Source organism: Streptomyces sp. NPDC101151 (assembly GCF_044768335.1).
Classification (GTDB): Bacteria; Actinomycetota; Actinomycetes; order Streptomycetales; family Streptomycetaceae; genus Streptomyces.
This window is the reverse complement of sequence record NZ_JBIWPP010000001.1, coordinates 526,655-546,078: the sequence shown is the minus strand read 5'-3', so window position 1 is coordinate 546,078 and position 19,424 is coordinate 526,655. Positions and strand designations below refer to the sequence as shown.

The 19,424-nt window shown below is 71.0% G+C and carries 20 protein-coding genes; 17 read left to right on the top strand and 3 right to left on the bottom strand.

Going from position 1 to position 19,424, the window contains the following annotated elements; translation table 11 throughout:
• The first annotated feature begins 56 nt into the window (after window positions 1–56).
• The 5 genes from ACIRU3_RS02610 (at window position 57) to ACIRU3_RS02590 (ending at window position 5,219) form a co-directional block, all read left to right on the top strand.
• Entirely contained in the window at window positions 57–392 is a 336-nt protein-coding gene (locus ACIRU3_RS02610; RefSeq protein ID WP_404050247.1) for an ArsR/SmtB family transcription factor, read from the top strand.
• A 199-nt stretch (window positions 393–591) separates the two neighbouring features.
• Window positions 592–1,767 carry a hypothetical protein gene (locus tag ACIRU3_RS02605; protein WP_404050244.1) on the top strand — a complete coding sequence of 392 codons (1,176 nt, stop codon included), beginning with the start codon at window positions 592–594 and terminating at the stop codon, window positions 1,765–1,767.
• Window positions 1,764–3,416 carry a substrate-binding domain-containing protein gene (locus tag ACIRU3_RS02600; RefSeq protein ID WP_404050241.1) on the top strand — a complete coding sequence of 551 codons (1,653 nt, stop codon included), beginning with the start codon at window positions 1,764–1,766 and terminating at the stop codon, window positions 3,414–3,416. Before ACIRU3_RS02605 ends, ACIRU3_RS02600 begins: the two co-directional genes overlap by 4 nt.
• Window positions 3,403–4,176: a hypothetical protein gene (locus tag ACIRU3_RS02595; RefSeq protein ID WP_404050239.1), complete on the top strand. Its 774-nt coding sequence runs from the start codon at window positions 3,403–3,405 to the stop codon at window positions 4,174–4,176. Before ACIRU3_RS02600 ends, ACIRU3_RS02595 begins: the two co-directional genes overlap by 14 nt.
• Before the next feature lie 95 nt (window positions 4,177–4,271).
• A complete protein-coding gene (locus ACIRU3_RS02590) occupies window positions 4,272–5,219 on the top strand; it encodes a DMT family transporter (protein ID WP_404050236.1) in 948 nt (315 codons plus the stop codon).
• Here the strand turns inward: ACIRU3_RS02590 and ACIRU3_RS02585 are convergent.
• Together ACIRU3_RS02585 and ACIRU3_RS02580 are read right to left on the bottom strand one after the other, a co-directional pair.
• Window positions 5,116–5,997, bottom strand: coding sequence for a LysR family transcriptional regulator (locus tag ACIRU3_RS02585; RefSeq protein WP_404050233.1), 882 nt, complete (start codon window positions 5,995–5,997; stop codon window positions 5,116–5,118). The two genes, ACIRU3_RS02590 and ACIRU3_RS02585, sit on opposite strands and share 104 nt — an antisense overlap.
• A 4-nt stretch (window positions 5,998–6,001) precedes the next feature.
• On the bottom strand, window positions 6,002–6,316 hold the full coding sequence (locus tag ACIRU3_RS02580) for a PLD nuclease N-terminal domain-containing protein (protein WP_404050230.1): 315 nt from the start codon (window positions 6,314–6,316) through the stop codon (window positions 6,002–6,004).
• A 76-nt stretch (window positions 6,317–6,392) separates the two neighbouring features.
• Here ACIRU3_RS02580 and ACIRU3_RS02575 point away from each other — a divergent pair, with 76 nt between their 5' ends.
• The 8 genes from ACIRU3_RS02575 to ACIRU3_RS02540 all read left to right on the top strand — a co-directional run bounded on the left by ACIRU3_RS02575 (window position 6,393) and on the right by ACIRU3_RS02540 (window position 12,934).
• Complete coding sequence (locus ACIRU3_RS02575; RefSeq protein ID WP_404050227.1) at window positions 6,393–7,850, top strand: menaquinone biosynthesis decarboxylase; 1,458 nt, start codon at window positions 6,393–6,395, stop codon at window positions 7,848–7,850.
• Entirely contained in the window at window positions 7,847–8,749 is a 903-nt protein-coding gene (mqnP, locus tag ACIRU3_RS02570; protein ID WP_404050224.1) for a menaquinone biosynthesis prenyltransferase MqnP, read from the top strand. Before ACIRU3_RS02575 ends, mqnP begins: the two co-directional genes overlap by 4 nt.
• A 121-nt stretch (window positions 8,750–8,870) precedes the next feature.
• Window positions 8,871–9,548 (top strand): UbiX family flavin prenyltransferase, encoded by a 678-nt coding sequence (locus tag ACIRU3_RS02565; RefSeq protein ID WP_404050222.1) that lies wholly within the window; start codon window positions 8,871–8,873, stop codon window positions 9,546–9,548.
• 70 nt (window positions 9,549–9,618) lie between these two features.
• Window positions 9,619–10,074, top strand: coding sequence for an Lrp/AsnC family transcriptional regulator (locus tag ACIRU3_RS02560; protein WP_404050220.1), 456 nt, complete (start codon window positions 9,619–9,621; stop codon window positions 10,072–10,074).
• Window positions 10,075–10,157: 83 nt separating this feature from the next.
• Window positions 10,158–11,321, top strand: a complete 1,164-nt coding sequence (gene mqnE / locus ACIRU3_RS02555) for an aminofutalosine synthase MqnE (protein WP_404050217.1) — start codon at window positions 10,158–10,160, stop codon at window positions 11,319–11,321.
• A 4-nt stretch (window positions 11,322–11,325) separates the two neighbouring features.
• Window positions 11,326–11,850, top strand: coding sequence for a GNAT family N-acetyltransferase (locus tag ACIRU3_RS02550; RefSeq protein WP_404050215.1), 525 nt, complete (start codon window positions 11,326–11,328; stop codon window positions 11,848–11,850).
• A 75-nt stretch (window positions 11,851–11,925) separates the two neighbouring features.
• On the top strand, window positions 11,926–12,225 hold the full coding sequence (locus tag ACIRU3_RS02545; RefSeq protein WP_404050212.1) for a DUF4229 domain-containing protein: 300 nt from the start codon (window positions 11,926–11,928) through the stop codon (window positions 12,223–12,225).
• Between the two features lie 58 nt (window positions 12,226–12,283).
• A complete protein-coding gene (locus ACIRU3_RS02540) occupies window positions 12,284–12,934 on the top strand; it encodes a TetR/AcrR family transcriptional regulator (protein WP_404050210.1) in 651 nt (216 codons plus the stop codon).
• A gap of 157 nt (window positions 12,935–13,091) precedes the next feature.
• Here ACIRU3_RS02540 and ACIRU3_RS02535 read toward each other — a convergent pair whose 3' ends face one another.
• Window positions 13,092–14,042, bottom strand: a complete 951-nt coding sequence (locus tag ACIRU3_RS02535) for a MaoC/PaaZ C-terminal domain-containing protein (protein ID WP_404050208.1) — start codon at window positions 14,040–14,042, stop codon at window positions 13,092–13,094.
• 402 nt (window positions 14,043–14,444) lie between these two features.
• Between ACIRU3_RS02535 and ACIRU3_RS02530 the strand changes: the two genes are divergently transcribed.
• The 4 genes from ACIRU3_RS02530 (at window position 14,445) to ACIRU3_RS02515 (ending at window position 19,344) form a co-directional block, all read left to right on the top strand.
• Window positions 14,445–16,307: an AMP-dependent synthetase/ligase gene (locus tag ACIRU3_RS02530; RefSeq protein WP_404050549.1), complete on the top strand. Its 1,863-nt coding sequence runs from the start codon at window positions 14,445–14,447 to the stop codon at window positions 16,305–16,307.
• 169 nt (window positions 16,308–16,476) lie between these two features.
• Window positions 16,477–17,376 (top strand): LysR family transcriptional regulator, encoded by a 900-nt coding sequence (locus ACIRU3_RS02525; protein ID WP_404050205.1) that lies wholly within the window; start codon window positions 16,477–16,479, stop codon window positions 17,374–17,376.
• Window positions 17,377–17,617: 241 nt separating this feature from the next.
• Complete coding sequence (locus ACIRU3_RS02520) at window positions 17,618–18,436, top strand: hypothetical protein (protein WP_404050203.1); 819 nt, start codon at window positions 17,618–17,620, stop codon at window positions 18,434–18,436.
• A gap of 113 nt (window positions 18,437–18,549) precedes the next feature.
• Window positions 18,550–19,344 (top strand): BTAD domain-containing putative transcriptional regulator, encoded by a 795-nt coding sequence (locus tag ACIRU3_RS02515; protein WP_404050200.1) that lies wholly within the window; start codon window positions 18,550–18,552, stop codon window positions 19,342–19,344.
• Window positions 19,345–19,424 lie beyond the last annotated feature (80 nt).

The following is a 19,424-nucleotide window of genomic DNA, read 5'->3' as shown; positions in this document are numbered from 1 at the left end:
GGTTTTCATCGAACACTCGGCAAGCGGGACGCGGAACACGGGACGAGGAGGGTGCCATGGCCGCCAGTAGCCATCGGGCCGCACCTGAGCACATCCACCCCGACGACGTCCCGGTCCAGGCCGCCCTGGCCGCCCTCGCCGACCCCGTGCGCCTCACCCTGGTCAGGGAGCTGGCCGGCTGTGCCGACTGGTCCCGCAGCTGCGGCAGTTTCGACGTGCCGGTCGGGAAGGCGGCCCTCAGCCACCACTTCGCGGTGCTGCGCGGCGCGGGTCTGGTCGAGCAGCGGGACGAGGGGCCCAAGCGGGTCAACCGGCTGCGGCGCACGGAGTTCGACGCACGCTTCCCGGGGTTGCTCGACCTCGTGCTGCGCACCCCCGACCCGAGTATCTGACAGACCTTCACTGTTCTTTATTCGCACGTTCGTTGGATGTTCCAGCCGGTGCCTTGCCGTGCACAGACGATCCTGCCCCCCGCTCACGCAGGAGAACCGGGTGGCCACGCACAGAACAGAGACCGACAGACCCCGTCAGACCGGTGAGCCCCGCCTGAAGGTCGGCGCTCCGACGGTCTTACCCAGCCGGCGCTCCCGTGTGCGCCGGCTCCTCCCGCGCGTCGTCGCGGCCGCCACCGCGCTGTGCGCGGTCGTGGTGATGGCCCAGAGGCACGTCACTCTGCCCCTCACCCGCATCGTCACGATCGAGGCCAAGATGGCCTCGAAGGCGGACTACTTCGAGGATCCCGAGGTCCGGCGGCTGCTCGTCCGGCACGGCTTCCGGGTGCACATCACCCGCATGGGCTCGCGCGGCATCGCCGCCCAGAGCTACGACAGCTACGACGTCGTCTTCCCCTCCGGCCAGCCCGCCGCCGACCTGATCACCAGGAAACGCGCGGCCGAGGGCCACCCGGCGACGACATACCGACCGTTCGTCAGCCCGATCGTGCTCGGCACCTACCGCGAGTACGCCGAGACGCTCCAGCAGGCAGGGATCGCCAGGCCGTTGCCGGGCGTGCCCACCGGAGCGAAGCCGCTCTACTACTCGCTCGACATGCAGAAGTTCCTCAAGACGACCGCCGACGGACGGCGCTGGGAGGGCCTCGGCATCGATCGGCACGGCATCCACAACGGCAACAAGGTGCTCGCCCAGACCTCCGACATCTGTGAGGCCAACTCCGCCGGCACGTACCTGGGGTTGGTCTCCTACGTGTGGAACCACGACAACATCCCGCAGGACGCGACCGAGGCGACGCGCTTCGCCGACCGGATCCGGCTGCTTCTCAACGACCAGGGCATGCCGTCGTCGGAGAAGAACGAGACCTATGTCTCCGCCGAGGGGAAGAGCATCTCCCCGATCGCGGTCATCTACGAGCACCAGTTCCTGGCCCACCAGATCGACGCCCAGGCGGACGCCGGCCGCGTCGACAGCGAGCGCGTCCTGCTCTACCCGTCCGCGCAGTTCGTCACCGAGCCGCAGCTCATCGCGCTCACCCCGCAGGGCGGCCGGCTCGGCGAGCTGATCACCACGGACCCGGCCCTGCAGAAGCGCGCGATGGAACTCGGCTTCCGGGTCCGGGACGCCGCCGGTGCCGCGTCCACGAGCGACTCGCTGACCCGCTTCCTGAGCGATCGCCACATCCAGGCACCGGTCCTCACCGGCAACGACACCAAGGCCGTGCTGCCCCGCCTTGAGCTGCTGGAGCGGATGATCGAGGTGGTGGGGGACTGCGACCCCGTCGCGAAGTCGGCCGCCGGCGGGGAGGCGCCGTGAGCCCGGACCGCCCGGGCCGCCCGTACGGCCCGCAACGCCCGCATCCGCACCGCCCGCGTCGCCGGACCCTCGCCCTCGCCCTCTGTCTGGTCCTGTTCGCCGCACTCGGCGGGCCGGCCTCCTGTTCCGGCGGCGGCAGCGGACCGGAGACCACCCTGCGCGTGCTGGCCAGCGACGAACTCTCCGACATGGGACCCCTGCTGGACCGGCTGCGCGAGGACACGGGGGTCCGCCTGGACATGGACTACCGGGCGACCAACGACGCCGGCGAAACCCTGCTGACCGGCCGTCACTCCTACGACCTGGCCTGGCTCTCCTCCGACCGCTACCTCCGGCTGCGGGCCAAGCAGGCCCCCTCCGGTGCCACACCGGCAACCGGCATCCAGAGCACCTCGATCATGCGCTCCCCGGTCGTGGTCGGCCTCACCCAGGACGTGGCACGGCGACTGCGCCCCAAGTCACCGGGCGGACGCATCTCCTGGGCCGACATCGCCGACGCCGCCGCCACCGGCACCGTGCGCTTCGGCATGGCCGACCCCCGGCACAGCAACAGCGGCCTCGCCGCCCTCGTCGGCGTCGCCACTGCCGCGGCCGGCACCGGCGGCGCGCTGCGCCCCGCGGATGTCAGCTGCGACCGGCTGCGCGGCTTCCGCTCCGGCCAGAGTCTGACCGCCGAGACCTCCCACGACCTGCTGGACACCTTCGCCCGCCGTCCGGGCCGCACCAACGCCCTGATCACCTACGAGTCCGAGCTGCTGGCGCTGAACGCCTCCGGGCGACTCGGACAGCCTCTGGTCGTCGTGCACCCCGCCGACGGCATGGTCCTGTCCGACTACCCGCTGCTCCTGCTGGACGCCGCTCACCGGGACGCCTACGACCGGGTGGTGGAGTGGCTGACGGACCCCGGCCACCAGCGGGACATCATGCGGCGGACGCTGCGCCGCCCGGTCAACACCGCCGTCCACCGCGACGAGCGGCTGAAGGCCCCCCTGGGCAACGCGCTGTACTTCCCCGACGACCCCGCCGTCCTCGACCGGCTCCTGGACGACTACGGCGACCCCCGGCGCCGCGCCGCCGACCAGGTGATCTTCCTGCTCGACTTCTCCGGTTCCATGCGCGGCCCCCGTACGACGGCTCTGCGCGACGCGTTCGCGGGCCTGAGCGGGGCGGACTCCTCGGCCACGGCCAAGTTCGTCCGCTTCTACCAGGGCGAGCGGCTGACCGCGGTCCGTTTCGGGGGCCGGCCCCTGGCGGAACGCACGGTCACCGTCCACGGCACGGCCGACCTCACCCGTCTCGCGGACTTCGTCGCCGACGGCGGCCACGACGGCTCCACGGCGATCTGGTCCGCCCTGGACCACGGCTACGCCACCGCCGAGCGGGCCGGGCGCGAGGACCCCGGGCGGGCGGTGTCCATCGTGCTGATGACCGACGGCGAGAACAACGCGGGCATCGACCGGACCACGTTCGTCAGCCGCTACCGGGCCCGCCCCGCCGACGCCCGGGCGGTGCACACCTACCCCGTCTACTTCGGGGACGCCGACGCCGCGGAACTGCGCCAGGTCGCCTCGGCGACCGGCGGCCGCATGGTCGACGCCCACGACTCGTCCCTGTCCACCGCGTTCAAGGAGATCCGTGGCTGTTCTTGACGGCACCTGGTGGAGCGTCTGGTGGGGCGCCATGGCGTGGTGGCTGGCGGCGTTCGCCGGACTGGTCGTGCTGGGCGTGTTCGCCGTCCTGCGGCTGCACCGGCTGCGCCGCCACCCCGTGGGGCGGGGCCTGCCCGTGTACCTGGACAACGCGGCCGTCATGGACCTGTACAAGATGGGCAACCACACGGCCGCACTGCGCAAGGAGGTCGAGGAGCGGCGCAGCCGCACCATCGGCTGCCTGGCGGTGATTCCCCTGGTGTCCCTGCTGTTCCGGGTGAAGGGCGGCAGCGAGGAGGGGACGTTCGTCAAGTACGTGCAGAAGAGCGAGCCGATCATGGTGATCGGGCTTCTGCTGTCCGTGCTGGAGAGCCAGGACGCCCTCGTCGAGGTCCGGCTGCGGACCCGTGGCGGGACCGTCACCCCGAACCGCGCCCTGGTCAGGGAGCTGGCCCGGCGCCAGGCCGACGAGGACCCGGCCGACGGGGTGGTGCTCAGCGAGATCGGCGAGTTCGTCATGGTCACCGGCCGGTTCGAAGCCCAGGGCGGCGGCGGGGAGACGCTGGTGATGCGGGCACCGTACAGGGAGGGCGAGGCCTTCGCGCACCTGCGGGTCGTGCTGCGGCGGGAGGGGCTGCGCCGGGCGAACAAAGAGCTGCCCGGAGGCCAGTTCCAGGCCCACTGCCTGGGCAAGGTGACGAGCTGGGACCCCCGGTCCCGCGAGGCCGTCCTTGAGCAGCCGATCGCGGTCTTCCTCTGACTGCCAGGCCCCATCGGTGCTGCCGATGGGGCCATCGGCAGCACACCTCACCAGCGCGTGGACCGGGACCGGCGGTCCTTCGTAGCGTCGTGGGCATGACCTCAGAGCACACGGGCACGGCCCAGCTGACGACCGCGATGGTGCTGTCCGGCACCCTCGGAATCTTCGTCGTCGAGTCGGGCGCCTCGCCCTTCGACGTCGTCTTCTTCCGCGTTCTGTTCGGCGCCCTGGCGCTGGGCTCCTACGTCGCCGCCCGCGGCTGGCTCCGCGACCACGGCTTCACCCCGCGCACCCTCGCGCTGGCCGTCCTCGGCGGCGTGTTCATCGTCTTCAACTGGGTCTTGCTGTTCCAGTCGTACGAGAACACGTCGATCTCGGTCGCCACGGTCGTCTACCACACGCAGCCGTTCTACGTGGTCCTGCTGGGCGCCCTGCTGTTCCGCGAGCGTCTCACCGCCGCCAAGGTCGGCTGGATCGTGCTGGCCTTCGCGGGCCTGATCCTCGTCTCGGGCGTCACGCCGGGCGACTTCGCCGGCGGCGGCTCGTATGCGACCGGTGTCGGCCAGGCCCTTCTCGCCGCCCTCCTGTACGGCCTGTCCACGCTGGTCACCAAGCGCGTCACCGGCGTACGGCCGCACCTCGTCGCCCTCGTACAGGTCCTCGTGGGCATCCCCCTGCTGCTGCCCTTCGCCGACTTCGGCGCGATGAGCGGTACGGGCCGGGACTGGGGCTGGCTGGTCGGGCTCGGCTTCATCCACACCGGCGTGATGTACGTCCTCATGTACGCCGCCTACGCCAAGCTCCCGACCTCGAAGATCGCCGTCCTCGCCTTCGTCTACCCGGCGGTCGCCATGCTCATGGACTGGGCGGTGTACGGCCACCACATCGGTCTCGTCCAGGCGCTCGGCGTCCCGCTGATCGTGACCGCGAGCCTGAAGGTCACCCTTGCTCGGACACCAGCTTCCGCACCTGCTGGAGAAACAGCCGCGCATGCGCCGGAAGCCGCTTCCCGGCCCGCCACGCCAGTTGCGTCCGAAGCGTGAACGGGGGCTCCCAGTCCAGCCGTACGAGAGAACCCTCCGCCAGTTCGGCGGCGACCGTCACCTCGGGCAGCAGCGAGATCCCGAGGCCGGCGGCCGCCGCGCGTTTGGTCGCCTCGATCGTGCCGAACTCCATGAAGTCCACGTCCCCGAAGGACTTCAGCTCCCGCTCGAACAGATCCCGGTAGGCGCAGCCCGGTTCGGTGGCGAGCAGGGACTGCCGTACGAGGCCGGCCGTGGTGATCTCCTCGCCGGCCAGCGGGTGCCGGGGCGCGGCCACCAGCGCGAGCGGCTCGACGGCCAGCGCCTCGCTCTCCAGCCCCGCGTGCGCGGTCTCCTCCTCCATGAGGAACCCGAGGTCGTACGTCCCCTGCCGGAGTGCCTGCCGGGTCTCGTCGCCGATGGTCGTGCGCAGCGCGAGCCGCACCTTCGGGTAGCGGTGATGGAAGAGCTCCAGCAGCGGCGGCAGCCGGTACGAGGTCAGCGATTCCATGGTCCCGACGACCAGTGAACCGGCCGGCTCCTCGGCGCCGACGACCGCGGCCCGGGCCTCCTCCGCCAGCTCGGCGATCTGCCGGGCGTAGGGCAGCAGCCGCTCGCCCGCCTCGGTGAGCCGGATACGGCCGCCGAGCCGGTCGAACAGTTCGACGCCCAGGGAGGACTCCAGGGCGCGGATCTGACTGGTCACGCTGGACTGCGCGTACGACAGTTCGGCCGCCGCCCGGGTGAAGCTCAGGACTGTGGCGACCTTCTCGAAGGTGACGAGCAGTCGGAGTTCCATCGCGTCAGTCGTTCTCCGGGTCGTCCTTGTCGAGGGACTTGAGGAACTCCGGGTTGTCGTCGGGGGCGACCCAGGAGGTGGTGCGGCGTCCCCCGGCGGAGGGCACGGCAGGAGCGGAGCCGTCGGCCGGTGCGCGCCGCGCCTTGCCGGTGATCAGCCAGGCGACCGGGCCCACCAGGACCCAGCCGAAGACCAGGACGATGAGCACCCACACCCCCTTCGGCAGGTGGCGCACCTCTTCCTCGGGGGTGTTCAGACAGTCCACGAAGGCGTAGATCCACAGCGCAAGGACCAGCAGGGTGGGCAGATACCTGAGCATGGTCGTGCGATCTCCCGAAGGTGTGGGGCGGCCCCGGTGACAGGCCCAGGTTATCGGGTGACCGATACTGGGGGGCATGGCTTACGACGATCTTCGCTCCCTGCTCAGGGCGCTGGAGCGCGAGGGAGACCTCAAGCGCATCAAGGCCGAGGTCGACCCGTATCTGGAGGTCGGGGAGATCGTCGACCGGGTCCAGAAGTCCGGGGGACCCGCGCTGCTCTTCGAGAACGTGAAGGGCTCGGCGATGCCCCTCGCGATGAACGTCTTCGGGACCGACCGGCGGCTGCTGAAGGCGCTGGGCCTGAAGTCGTACGGCGAGATCTCCGAGAAGATCGGCGGGCTGCTGCGGCCCGAGCTGCCGCACGGGTTCGTGGGCGTGCGCGAGGCGTTCGGGAAGCTCGGCGCGATGACGCACGTGCCGCCGAAGAAGGTGAAGTCCGACAGCGCGCCGGTGCAGGAGGTCGTGCTGCAGGGGGACGAGGTGGACCTCGACCGGCTTCCGGCCCTGTTCACCTGGCCGCAGGACGGCGGTTCCTTCTTCAACCTCGGCCTCACCCACACCAAGGACCCCGAGACAGGCATCCGCAACCTCGGCCTGTACCGCCTGCAGCGGCACGACAGGCGCACCATCGGCATGCACTGGCAGATCCACAAGGACAGCCGGAACCACTACCAGGTGGCGGCGCGGCGGGGCGAGCGCCTGCCCGTCGCGATCGCCTTCGGCTGCCCGCCCGCCGTGACGTACGCCTCGACGGCCCCCCTGCCCGGGGACATCGACGAATACCTCTTCGCCGGGTTCATCGCGGGCAAGCGGATCGAGATGGTCGACTGCAAGACGGTCCCGCTCCAGGTCCCGGCGAACGCCGAGGTCGTCCTGGAGGGCTGGCTGGAGCCGGGCGAGATGCTGCCGGAGGGCCCCTTCGGCGACCACACCGGCTTCTACACCCCGCAGGAGCCTTTCCCGGCCCTCAAGATCGACTGCGTGACGATGCGGAGGCGGCCGCTGCTCCAGTCGATCGTCGTCGGCAGGCCGCCCACCGAGGACGGCCCCCTGGGTCGGGCCACGGAACGCTTCTTCCTGCCCCTCCTGAAGATCATCGTCCCGGACATCGTGGACTACCACCTGCCCGAGGCCGGCGGCTTCCACAACTGTGCGATCGTCTCGATCGACAAGAAGTACCCGAAGCACGCGCAGAAGGTCATGCACGCGATCTGGGGGGCGCACATGATGTCCCTCACCAAGCTGATCGTGGTCGTCGACTCCGACTGCGACGTCCACGATCTGCACGAGGTCGCCTGGCGGGCCCTCGGCAACACGGACTACGCCCGCGACCTCACCGTCGTGGAAGGCCCCGTCGACCACCTCGACCACGCCTCCTACCAGCAGTTCTGGGGCGGCAAGGCGGGCATCGACGCGACGAAGAAGTGGCCCGAGGAGGGCTACACGCGTGACGGCGGGTGGCCGGACATGGTCCTGTCGGACCCGGATACGGCGGCCCTGGTGGACCGCCGCTGGAAGGAGTACGGCCTGTGAGCAGCGCCTCCGCGGCACTTCCGCAGCCGGGACGCACCAAGGCGTTCCTCCGCCTGGTGATGATCGAGCACTCGGTGTTCGCGCTTCCCTTCGCCTACATCGCCGCGCTGACCGCGATGTACCAGTGGGACAGGAACATCCACTGGGGCCGGCTCCTCCTCGTCACGATCTGCATGGTGGGCCTGCGGACGTTCGCCATGGCGGTCAACCGGATCATCGACCGCGAGATCGACGCCCGTAACCCGCGTACGGCCCATCGCGAGCTCGTGACCGGCGCCATGTCGGTGAAGCACGCCTGGACGGGCGCCCTGATCGCCCTGGTGGTCTTCCTGGGCGCGGCGGCCCTGCTGAACCCGCTCTGCCTGGCCCTGGCACCCATCGCGGTGATCCCGATGGTGGTCTACCCGTACGGGAAACGGTTCACGAACTTCCCGCAGGCCATCCTGGGTCTGGCCCAGGCGATGGGCCCGGTGGGCGGCTGGCTCGCCATCTCCGGCGAGTGGTCCTGGAACGCCGTGATCCTCGGCCTCGCCGTCGGCATCTGGATCGGCGGTTTCGACCTGATCTACGCCTGCCAGGACGTCGAGACCGACCGCGAGATCGGCGTCATGTCGGTCCCGGCCCGCTTCGGCATCCCGGCGGCGATCTGGGGCGCGCGGGTCTGCCACACGGTCACCACCGCCCTGTTCGTCTGGTACGCCCTGGCCACCCACACCGGCGCGTTCTTCTGGCTGGGCCTGGTGATCGTGGCGGCCGCCTTCGGCTACGAGCACCGCATCGTCCGCCCCCACGACCTGTCCCGGCTGAACCGGGCGTTCTTCAGCGTCAACGGCTTCATCGGCATCGCCCTGTTCGTCTGTGCCCTGCTCGATCTCCTGGTCCGGGGTCTGACCGTCTGAGCAGCGTGCGGCCCGTCGTGGAGTGCACGGACCCGGCCTCGGCACCGGTTGCCCTCCCGCGGAGATCCCGAGGCGGCCGACCGGTCCTGAACACTCCCCGTCCCACCGGTACGCTCAAGGTGTGAACGCAGGAGAATCGCAGCGCGCGCCTTGGATCGTGGGGGTGTCCGGAGCTTCCGGGACGCCGTATGCGGCGGCCGTGCTGCGGGCGCTGGTGGACGCGGGGGAGGCGGTCGACCTGGTGGTCAGCCGGGCCTCGCGGCTGACCCTGCTGGACGAGACGGGGATCTCGTTCCGGGACGCGCACTGGCAGGAGGACCTGCGTGAATGGCTGGCCCGGGGCGCCGACGGGAAGCCCGGGACCTTCGATGTGGACGTCAGCGGGATCCGGTACTGGAGCGCGGGGGATCTCGCCGCCGGGCCGTCCTCGGGGTCGTACCCGGCGAAGGGGATGCTGGTCGTCCCGGCCTCCACGGCCTGTGTCGCCGGTGTCGCCCTCGGACTGTCCAAGGATCTGCTGCAGCGCGCGGCGAGCGTCACACTGAAGGAGCGCCGGCCGCTGGTCGTGGCCGTACGGGAGACCCCCCTGAACGGGCAGACGCTGCGGCACCTGGTCGCGCTGGACGACGCGGGAGCGAGCGTGGTGCCGGCCTCGCCCGCCTTCTACGCGGGCGCGACCCACATCCAGGATCTGGTGGACTTCGTGGCCGGGCGGGTGCTGGACGCGGCGGGCGTCGGGCACGGTCTGTACCGGCGCTGGAAAGGCGAACTGGGCGGCGGCTCAGCGGCGGTCCGGTAGTCGAGCAAGTCGCAGTACCTCTCATCACTTCAGGAACTTTCAGAACTTTCCAGGGGAAGGCTTCGATCGCATGGACGCGGTGGACAGGCAGCTCATCCAGGCCCTGAGGGAGAACGGCCGGGCCTCCTACGCGGAGCTGGGACGCCTCGTCGGCCTGTCGGGACCCAGCGTCACCGACCGCATCAACCGGCTGGAGGCGGCCGGCGTCATCACCGGCTACCGCGCCACCGTGAACGCGGCCTCCCTCGGCCTCGGTGTGACCGCCCTGATCGGGATCTCGCTGTCCGACGCCGCCGACCACGAGGACGTGGCCCAGCGGGTGAAGGAGCTCCCCGAGATCGAGGACTGCTGGTTCATCGCCGGTGACGACTCCTACATGCTCAAGGTGCGGGCGGCGGACGTGGACGGGCTGGAGAGGATCATCCGCCGGCTGAGCGGTACCAAGGGCGTGTCCCGGACCCGTACCACCATCGTGCTGTCCACGAAGTGGGAGAACCGGGTCGGGGAGCTGCCCGAAGAGGTGTAGGGCGCTCCGCGCCGTACGGGGGCTCCGCCCGCCCGGAGCGCGGGGGAGTAAGTTTGGCCAGGCTGTCGTAGAAAGGTGTTGGCATGGACGTCGGGCTCAAGCGCGAGCTGGAGGAGAAGGTCCGTTCCGGGGAGCGGCTGACCCGCGAGGACGGCATCGCGCTGTACGAGTCGGACGACCTGGCCTGGCTGGGCGGGCTCGCGCACGAGGTGCGGACGCGCAAGAACGGTGACGTCGTCCACTTCAACGTCAACCGGCACCTCAACATGACCAACGTGTGCACCGCCTCCTGCGCCTACTGCTCCTTCCAGCGCAAGCCGGGCGAGAAGGACGCGTACACGATGCGCATCGAGGAGGCGGTGAAGCTCGCCAAGGGGATGGAGAGCGAGAACCTCACCGAGCTGCACATCGTCAACGGCCTGCACCCGAGCCTGCCGTGGCGCTACTACCCGCGCTCGCTGCGCGAGCTGAAGGCCGCCCTGCCGCACGTCTCGCTCAAGGCCTTCACGGCCACCGAGATCCACCACTTCGAGACCATCTCGGGGCTCTCCGCCTCCGAGATCCTGGACGAGCTGATCGACGCCGGTCTCGAGTCCCTCACCGGCGGTGGTGCCGAGATCTTCGACTGGGAGGTCCGGCAGCACATCGTGGACCACAGGACCCACTGGGAGGACTGGTCCAGGATCCACCGGCTGGCGCACGAGAAGGGTCTGAAGACCCCGTGCACCATGCTGTACGGCCACATCGAGGAGCCCCGTCACCGCGTGGACCACGTGCTGCGGCTGCGTGAGCTGCAGGACGAGACGAACGGCTTCCAGGTCTTCATCCCGCTGCGCTACCAGCACGACTTCGTGGACATGAAGGACGGGAAGGTACGGAACCGGCTCCAGGCGCGCACGCAGATGGCGACCGGTGCCGAGGCCCTCAAGACCTTCGCGGTCTCCCGGCTGCTCTTCGACAACGTCCCGCACGTCAAGGTCTTCTGGGTCATGCACGGCGTCCAGACCGCGCAGCTCGCGCTCCAGCACGGCGCCGACGACATGGACGGCTCGGTGGTCGAGTACAAGATCACGCACGACGCGGACAACTACGGCACCCCGAACAAGCTGACCCGCGAGGACCTGCTGGACCTGATCCGCGACGCCGGCTTCCGTCCGGTGGAGCGCAACACCCGCTACGAGATCATCCGCGAGTACGACGGCCCGGACCCGCTGCGCCGGGAGTCCCCGCAGCCGATGCGGGTGTGAGCCGGTGACGTTGTCCTTCGAGCTGGATCCGGCGGTTTCGCCTGCCCTCAGGGACGATGTGCTCGGGCTGTGGGCGGACGTGTCGAACGAGGGCGGATCGGTCGGCTTCGTGCCGCCGGTGACCGCGGACGACATACGCCCCGAGCTGGTGAAGCACCTCGTCGCGATGGCCGAGGGCCGCACCCGGCTGCTCGTCGGCCGGGACGGCACGGGAGTCGTCGCGGCGACCGCGTTCCTCACGTACAACACGCACCGGCTGATGAAGCACTGGGTCTGGCTGTACACGGTGATGGTGCATCCCCGGCACCAGGGCAAGGGGTACGGGCGCGACCTGCTGGCGGCCGCCGCCGACGCCGCCCGCGGCCTCGACGGCATCGAGGCCATACGGCTCACCTGCCGTGGCGGCCTCGGCCTCGAACGGTTCTACGGCTCCTGCGGCTACAAGGAGGTCGGGCGGATACCCGGCGCGATCCGGGTCGCGCCGGGAGACGACCGGGACGACATCCTCATGCTGCTGCCACTGGCCTGACCCCCCTGCAAGATCGGGTCCGTACCGTGCTTCACTGGACGGTGCCCCTTTTTGGAATCGGAAGAGTGGATTGAGATGCTCCGCTACACGCTGATGCGCCTCGGCGTCTTCGCCGGCTGCCTCTTGGTCGTCTGGGGAGCCGTCTACTCGGGCATCTTCCCGCGTGGCTTCGGCGACTCCAACTTCCTGTGGGTGCTCCTGCTCTCGATGTTGCTCTCGGCGCCGATCAGCTGGGTGGTGCTGCGCAAGGAGCGGGACCGGGCCTCCGTGCGGATCGTGCACAAGGTCGACCGGATGAAGGCCAACCTGGATGCCAACCGCAACCAGGAGGACGGGGCCGACGACACCGCCCGGGCGCAGGGCCAGCCCTCCTGACCGTCTGCCCCGCTCCGGGGTCGCTCCGGGTGCCCGGAAGCCCAACTAGTCTTGCCCCATGGGTGCCGTGAGGACCAAGCGGATGCCGCGTGCGGTGCGGGAGCAGCAGATGCTCGACGCCGCCGTACGGATTTTCGGCCGACGCGGGTACATGGCCGCGTCGATGGACGAGATAGCCGAACTGGCGGGCGTGTCCAAGCCGTTGGTGTACCTGTACCTGAACTCCAAGGAAGACCTCTTCACGGCGTGCATCCGCCGGGAGGCCGCCGCGCTGACCGAGGCGGTCCGCACCGGCGTCCGCCGCGACCTGCCCGCCGACCGTCAGCTGTGGGACGGGCTGCGGGCCTTCTTCGCGTACACCGCGGAGCATCCCGACGGCTGGTCCGTGCTGCACCTCCAGGCCCGCACCCACGGCGAGATGTTCGCCGCCGAGGTCGCCGCGATGCGCGAGGAGATAGTCGCGTTCGTGACCCAGCTGATCGCGGCCGCGGCCCGCGCGGCACACTGTGACCCGGACCTGCCCGAGCGCGAGGTCGCCGGCCTCGCCGAGGCCCTGGTGGGCGCCGCCGAGTCCCTCGCGGCCTGGGCGAACGCCACCCCGGGCGTCACGGCACGGCAGTCGGCGGCGACCCTGATGAACTTCGCCTGGGCGGGCCTGGGCAACCTGATGAACGGCCGCCCCTGGACCCCGCCCGCCGCGGGGGATTAGGACCTGTCCGGCGGATCGGGCCGGATTCGCGGGGCCCGGGGAGCCGGACGAGCCCTGGCTCACACCGCCCCCACCTCCGCAGTGCCGGGGCCACCCGTCTGCGGCCCACCCCGTACGGCTTCTTCGCGCCCGGCCGGCCAGGGCGAAGCCATGGCGTTCACCCCGGCAGCGGCCGCACCTCACCGGTGAGGTGGAGCTCGTCCCGGGCGCCGCGGAGTTCGAAGCCGGTGCCGTCCGCGCCGTACACCACCGTCCCCGGCAGCAGCACCGGCGCCCGGAACCGGGCCCGGACGAGGGCCGCGCCGGGCGTGCCGTGGGCGGCCAGGCAGCGGGCCACGGTCCACATGCCGTGCGCGATGGCGCGGGGGAAGCCGAAGAGGCGGGCGGTGAGGGGGTGCAGGTGGATGGGGTTGCGGTCGCCGGAGGCGGCGCCGTACCGGCGGCCGACGTCCTCGGCGATCCGCCACTCGGCCAGCACGGGCAGCGGGGGCTCGGGCTGTTCCTTCCGGGGTTCCCGGAGTTCCCAGGGTGCGCCGGGTGTGCCGGCGGTCCGGTGCCGCGCCAGGTAGGTGCTGCGCGACTCCCATACGACGTCCTCGCCGGCCCGCAGCTCCGTGACCACGGTCGCCTCCGTCCCGCGCCGGTGCGGCGCCAGCCCCTCGACGTGAACGGTGAGTCCGTACTCCCCGGCGGCGGGCAGAGCCGTGCGGCGGACGATCTCGATCGAGGTGTGGACCAGGCCGAGCAGCGGGAGCGGGAAGTCCCGGCCGCTCATCAGGCGCATGGCCAGCGGGAAGCCGAGGACGTGCGGATAGGTGACGGGCAGCGCGTCCTCGCCGTCGGCCGAGCCGGTGGCGAAGCCGCACACCCGCTCGTAGGCGGCCAGCCGGGCCAGGTCGACGCGCAGAGCGGGCAGCACCAGACGGGTGCGCGGGAAGTCCGCTTCCGGAGACGGCCGTCTGAAGGGGGAGCGCAGGGCGCCGCGGACCAGCAGCGGGGCCAGTGCGGGGGTGGCGGCCAGGGTGACGGCGGCGGGGGCTCGGCCCAGGCGCCGGGTGAGGAAACGGCCGGGCGCCGTGCCGGTGAAGCCCAGGTGGCGGTCGGCCATGCCAACTCCCGTGAGAATCGGTCCGAAGTTCTTACCCTGGAGTAAGGTTACCGGAGGTAAGTTCACGCCGGGGGTCGGACGGCTGCCACGGAGGCGGCGGGAGGGGCGGAAGTTGAATCACCCTCACGAAACCGCCGAGGCTGCACACCCCTGGCTCCGGACCACCCCCGAACCCGCACACGCTCGCCACAGTGGCCTCGTACGATCACCTGCCTAACCGTCGGTAACCCCTGTTCGCGGCCCGCCGGTGAACGCCTCGGTGCGCGAGGCACGTACGTCATGCAGCAAGCAGTTCACCGCTGCACGCCCGAGGAGCCGCCCGTGTCCACGCCGTACCCGAACGCCCCTGTCTCCTCCGGCGCCACCGTCTCGGCCACCGACTACGACGGCCGCCCGGTCCTCGTGGAGCCCGAGATCCGGCGGCTGGACGGCGCCGTACGGGAGGTGCTCGTCCCGCCGTTCGCGCCCCCGGTGAAGCACGGCTCGCTCGCGGACCTGCCGTTCGACAACGCCGAGGCGGACCCCGGCGCGATCGTGCTCAGCCGCAGGGCGGGCGACGGCAGCTGGGCGGACGTGACGGCGGCGCACTTCGCCGAGCAGGTGCTCGCGGTGGCGAAGGGGCTGATCGGGGAGGGGCTGATGCCGGGCGACCGCATCGCCGTGATGGCCCGCACGACGTACGAGTGGACGCTGCTCGACTTCGCCGCCTGGGCCGCCGGCCTGGTCACCGTCCCCGTCTACCCCACCTCCTCCGTCTTCCAGACCCGCTGGATCCTGCACGACTCCGGCGCGGTGGCCCTGATCACGGAGACCGCGGGCGAGGCCGCGGCCATCGGCCCCGAACTGGAGCGCATGCCGGACCTCAGGCACCTGTGGGTGATGGAGAGCGGGCACGTGGAGCGGCTGGCGGAGCTGGGCGCCCAGGTGCCGGACGGTGAAGTCGCCGTACGCCGGGGCATGCTGGGCCCCGCCACGCTCGCCACGCTCATCTACACCTCGGGCACCACCGGCCGCCCCAAGGGCTGCGCCCTCTCGCACGGCAACTTCTTCGCCGAGGTCGACAACGCCATTGAACTCCTCTACCCGATCTTCAAGGCGAAGGCGGACGAGGAGGTGTCGGTGCTGCTGTTCCTGCCGATGTCCCACGTCTTCGGGCGCATGGTGGCGATCGCCTGTGTCCGCGCCCGGGTCCGGCTCGGGCACGCGCCCAGCCTGAAGGCCGAGGACCTGCTCCCGGACCTGGCCGCCTTCAGGCCGACCTGCCTGCTGACCATCCCGTACATACTGGAGAAGGTCTACAACTCCGCGCGTGCCAAGGCGGAGTCGGGCGGCCGGGTGGCCGCCTTCGACCGGGCGTCCGCGGTGGCCGTACGGTACGGCGAGGCGCTGGAGGCCCGGCAGACCGGCACCGGCGGCGGCCCCGGCCGGGCCCTGAAGACGACCCGCTCCTTCTACGACCCGATCGTCTACCGGCGCATCCGCAACGCCATGGGCGGCAAGGTCAAGTACGCCATCTGCGGCGGCTCACCGCTCGGCCGCCGCCTGGCCGCGTTCTACGCCGGTGCCGGCATCGAGATCTTCGAGGGCTACGGCCTGACGGAGACCACCGGCGCCTCCACCGTCACCCCGCCCCTCAAGCCCCGCCTGGGCACGGTCGGCTGGCCGCTGCCCGGCACCCGGGTGCGGATCGCGGCGGACGGCGAGATCCTGATCGCCGGCGACCACGTCCTGCGCGGCTACTGGGACCCGCAGGCGGGCGGAGTGGTCCCCGCGACCCGGGACGGCTGGCTGCCCACCGGCGACCTCGGCGAGCTGGACGACGAGGGCTATCTGACCATCACCGGCCGCAAGAAGGAGCTGCTGATCACGGCGGGCGGCAAGTCGGTGGCCCCGGCGCCGCTGGAGAACTGGCTGCGTCAGCACCCGCTGATCTCCCAGTGCATGCTCGTCGGCGACCGGCGTCCCTACGTCGCCGCCCTCGTCACCCTCGACCCCGACGGCATCACCCACTGGCGCCAGATGAACGGCAGGCATCCGGTGCCGCCGGAACTGCTCGTCGGCGACCCGGAGCTGTCGGCCGTCCTGCAGCGGGCGATGGACGAGGCCAACAAGCTGGTGTCCCGGCCCGAGTCCATCCGCCGGTTCGCCGTACTGCCCGTGGACTTCACCGAGGAGGCGGGCCATCTGACACCCTCCATGAAGCTGCGGCGGGAACAGATCATGCGGGACTTCGCACCGGAGGTGGAAGCCCTCTACGAGCGGTGAGAGGGTCGGCACCCGCTCCCGCCGGCCCCGCCTCGGTCCGGACTCGGTGGGGAGCGTGGAGCGGGTTGCCGCCTGGGTCGGTCACGGCCCGCCACCGATCCTCGTACGGCCCCGGGAGCCAGTCAATCCTAAGGTTTTCTCGGCAAACCCAAGTGTTAGCTTGGGTGTTGTGACCCTCGACGACCTTCGTGTGTTCGTGGCCGTGTGCCGGGCCGGGAGCCTCAGTTCCGTCGCGAGAGAGCTGGGCTGCACCCAGTCCGCCGTCAGCCAGCACGTCAAGCGGCTGGAGCGGGAGACCGGTGTGGCGCTGCTGGAGCGGCAACCGCGCGGGGTCGTGCCCACCCGCGCCGGGCGGATCCTCGAAGCCGCCGCGGCCGAGGGGATCTCGGGCCTCGATCTTGCGGTACGGCAGCTGCGCGATCTGCTCGACGGACACAGCGGGCACGTCCGGGTGGCCACCGGCGCCACCACCGTCCGGCACTTCATGTCCGACGCGGTCGTCGCCTTCCGGCGCCGCCATCCTCGAGTCAACCTCGAGTTCCGGACCGTAAGTTCGGGTCGCGGCAGCTTCGACGCACTCACCGACGGGACGCTGGACCTCGCATGGATCACTCTCGGCCCCCCGGTACGCGGCATCGAGCAGCGCGCCGTGGTCGAGCTGCCCTGGGTGCTCGCCGTACCCGCCGACGACCCGCTCGCCACGCGCAACCGTCTGGATCCTGCCGATCTGACCGACGTACGGCTCATCCGGCTGCCGCCGAACTCCGCCTCCGCCGCACACCTGGAGGCGGCCTGCGCCGAGTGGGGCGTCCGGTTCGGCCACGACACCAGCGTCGCCGACTGGGACACCGCACTGCTGCTGGCCGAGCTGGGGGCGGGGCGGGCCGTCGTCCCCGCCGTACCGGGGCTGCCGGTGCCCGGCGAAGGTGCGCTGCGGCTCGTGCCGCTGCCGGGGCTGCGGCCCCTGCCGGTCGGCTGGGCGGTGCGCCGCTGGGACGCGCTCAGCCCGCCGGCCCGGGCTTTCGCGGACACGGTCGCCGAACGCTGTGGCCCGTCCCCGGTGCGATGAAAAGGCCGGACAGCGCGGTAAACCGGGTGTTCTGTTTTTGCCGTGAATCCGCCGACGGCAAGTGCCGGAGAGCGGGTAGCGTAGGAGGGATTCACTCGTGTCCACGGTTGGTCACGCACGCGGGAGAGATGAGCGTCTTGGACAAACGCACCACCTCGGGAACCGGCCGGGACCGGATCGGTATCGCCCGCTCGTAGCCTGCCTTTCCCCCCTCGCCGACTCCGTCACCACGAGCAGAGGCATGAAAGAAGACAACGACGTCCGCCGGATCTTCCTGCTGAACCCCGACCAGCGCCTCCTCCGCGAGGCCGAGTTCGCGGGTGTCCAAGTGCGTTCGATCCGGGTCGACGCAACGGACGAGGCGGCGCTGCGCGCACCACTCGCGGAGGCCGCCGAGGCCGGGCTGTGCGTCAACTCGGCCCGCGCCCTTCGGATGCTCTCCGACCCCGCGGCGGTACAGCGCCTGGTCCGCGACAACCGGCTCTCCCCGGGCGGCACCAAGGTGGCGCCCGGGGACCTGCGGCTGACCGTGGAGACGCTGAGCGTCCACGGCATGCACCAGGCCGTCGGCATCACCGCCCGGACCCCCTACGGCCTCCTGCACCCCGCCCCGGTCACGGACGACACCGCCGCCGAGGTGCGTGCGGTGGTGACCGCACTGCTGGATCTGACCGGATACCAGTACGGACCGGCGCATTCGAGCGTGACCCTCACCCCGCGCGGACCGGTGATCACCGGATGCCGGGCGGGACTCGGGGACGACCCGGTGCCGGAACTGGTCAAGGTGGCCGGCGGGTTCGACCTGGCGGCGGCGGCCATCGAGGTGCTGGCCGGGCGGCTGGTCGACGCGGTGCGGCCGAATCGGTTCGCCGCCGCGGCCCTGCTGAGCCCGCCGTGGCGGCTGGAGACCACCGCGGTGGGGATACTGCCGCACGTCCGGTACGTTTCGCCGCCCCAGGCGCTGCGCCCCGGACACCTCGTGGTGCACGCCGACTCGCCCGAGGTGGCGGCCCGCCGGGTGGCCTCCGTCAAGGCGCTGGTCATCGGCGACGACCGCTGAACCGGCGACCGGGAACAGATCGGGAACGATCCGGTACGGGGTGACCGCACCGTTGATACGTCGCCGGATTCAGGACGACGACGCCAGCGACATCAACGGGAGGCGGAGTCAGGATGCTGAAGTTCTCGGTCCTCGGGGCACTGCAGATCCGTACCGTGTCCGGCCCTGCGGAGATCTCCGGCGACCTGCAGCGCACCCTGGTGCAGACCCTGCTGATCAGCGAGGGCCAGCCGGTGTCCGGAGAGAGCCTGGTCGAGGAGATGTGGGGCGACTCCGTCCCCGACAACCAGGCCAACGCCCTGCAGGCCCATGTCAGCAGGCTGCGCCGCAAGCTGCGCAGCCTGGAGCCCGGCCGGCCCGGCTCCAGGGTGACCATCCACCCCTCCGGCTACCGGCTCCTGATGACCGAGGGCGAGCTGGACGCCGCCGAGTTCGTCAGGACCGTACGGCTGGCCGAGTCGGCGTCCCCGCACGACGCGCCGCGTATCGCGCGGCTGCTCGGCGAGGCCCTGGCGCTGTGGCGTGGTCCCGTCTTCGGCGGGTTCTGCGGCGGGACGCTGTGCCAGCTGGCGGGCGCCCGCTACGAGGAGTACCGGATGCGGGCCATGGAGCTGCGCTTCGACGCCGAGTTACGGATCGGCCGGCACGCCGCGGTCCTCGCCGAGCTGTCCGAGGCACACACCAACCACCCGCTGCGGGAGCACTTCTGCGAGCAGCTGATGATCGCCCTGTACGGCTCGGGACGACAGGCCGACGCCCTCGACGTCTTCCGCCGGATGCGCCGCCATCTCGACACCGAACTGGGCATCCAGCCCTCTCCGGCCCTGCGCCAGGTGGAGAGCGCCATCCTCCGTCATGACCCGGCTTTGGCCGGTGATGCGCGATCCTCCCTCCTTCAAATCGCCTGAAGATGGTTAGCTTTTGGCTGGACCGAGACGGACGCAGGTAACGGGAAGTCGCCTTCCAGCGTGGCCTGTTCGGGTACAAC

Bases quoted from the DNA above. Each gene is read 5' to 3' on its own strand.
- ACIRU3_RS02575 (WP_404050227.1), top strand. From the start codon at position 6,393: ATGGCTTACGACGATCTTCGCTCCCTGCTCAGGGCGCTGGAGCGCGAG.
- ACIRU3_RS02610 (WP_404050247.1), top strand. From the start codon at position 57: ATGGCCGCCAGTAGCCATCGGGCCGCACCTGAGCACATCCACCCCGAC.
- ACIRU3_RS02580 (WP_404050230.1), bottom strand. From the start codon at position 6,316: ATGCTCAGGTATCTGCCCACCCTGCTGGTCCTTGCGCTGTGGATCTAC.
- ACIRU3_RS02585 (WP_404050233.1), bottom strand. From the start codon at position 5,997: ATGGAACTCCGACTGCTCGTCACCTTCGAGAAGGTCGCCACAGTCCTG.
- ACIRU3_RS02590 (WP_404050236.1), top strand. From the start codon at position 4,272: ATGACCTCAGAGCACACGGGCACGGCCCAGCTGACGACCGCGATGGTG.
- ACIRU3_RS02540 (WP_404050210.1), top strand. From the start codon at position 12,284: ATGGGTGCCGTGAGGACCAAGCGGATGCCGCGTGCGGTGCGGGAGCAG.
- ACIRU3_RS02515 (WP_404050200.1), top strand. From the start codon at position 18,550: ATGCTGAAGTTCTCGGTCCTCGGGGCACTGCAGATCCGTACCGTGTCC.
- ACIRU3_RS02560 (WP_404050220.1), top strand. From the start codon at position 9,619: ATGGACGCGGTGGACAGGCAGCTCATCCAGGCCCTGAGGGAGAACGGC.
- ACIRU3_RS02535 (WP_404050208.1), bottom strand. From the start codon at position 14,042: ATGGCCGACCGCCACCTGGGCTTCACCGGCACGGCGCCCGGCCGTTTC.
- mqnE (WP_404050217.1), top strand. From the start codon at position 10,158: ATGGACGTCGGGCTCAAGCGCGAGCTGGAGGAGAAGGTCCGTTCCGGG.
- ACIRU3_RS02545 (WP_404050212.1), top strand. From the start codon at position 11,926: ATGCTCCGCTACACGCTGATGCGCCTCGGCGTCTTCGCCGGCTGCCTC.
- ACIRU3_RS02520 (WP_404050203.1), top strand. From the start codon at position 17,618: ATGAAAGAAGACAACGACGTCCGCCGGATCTTCCTGCTGAACCCCGAC.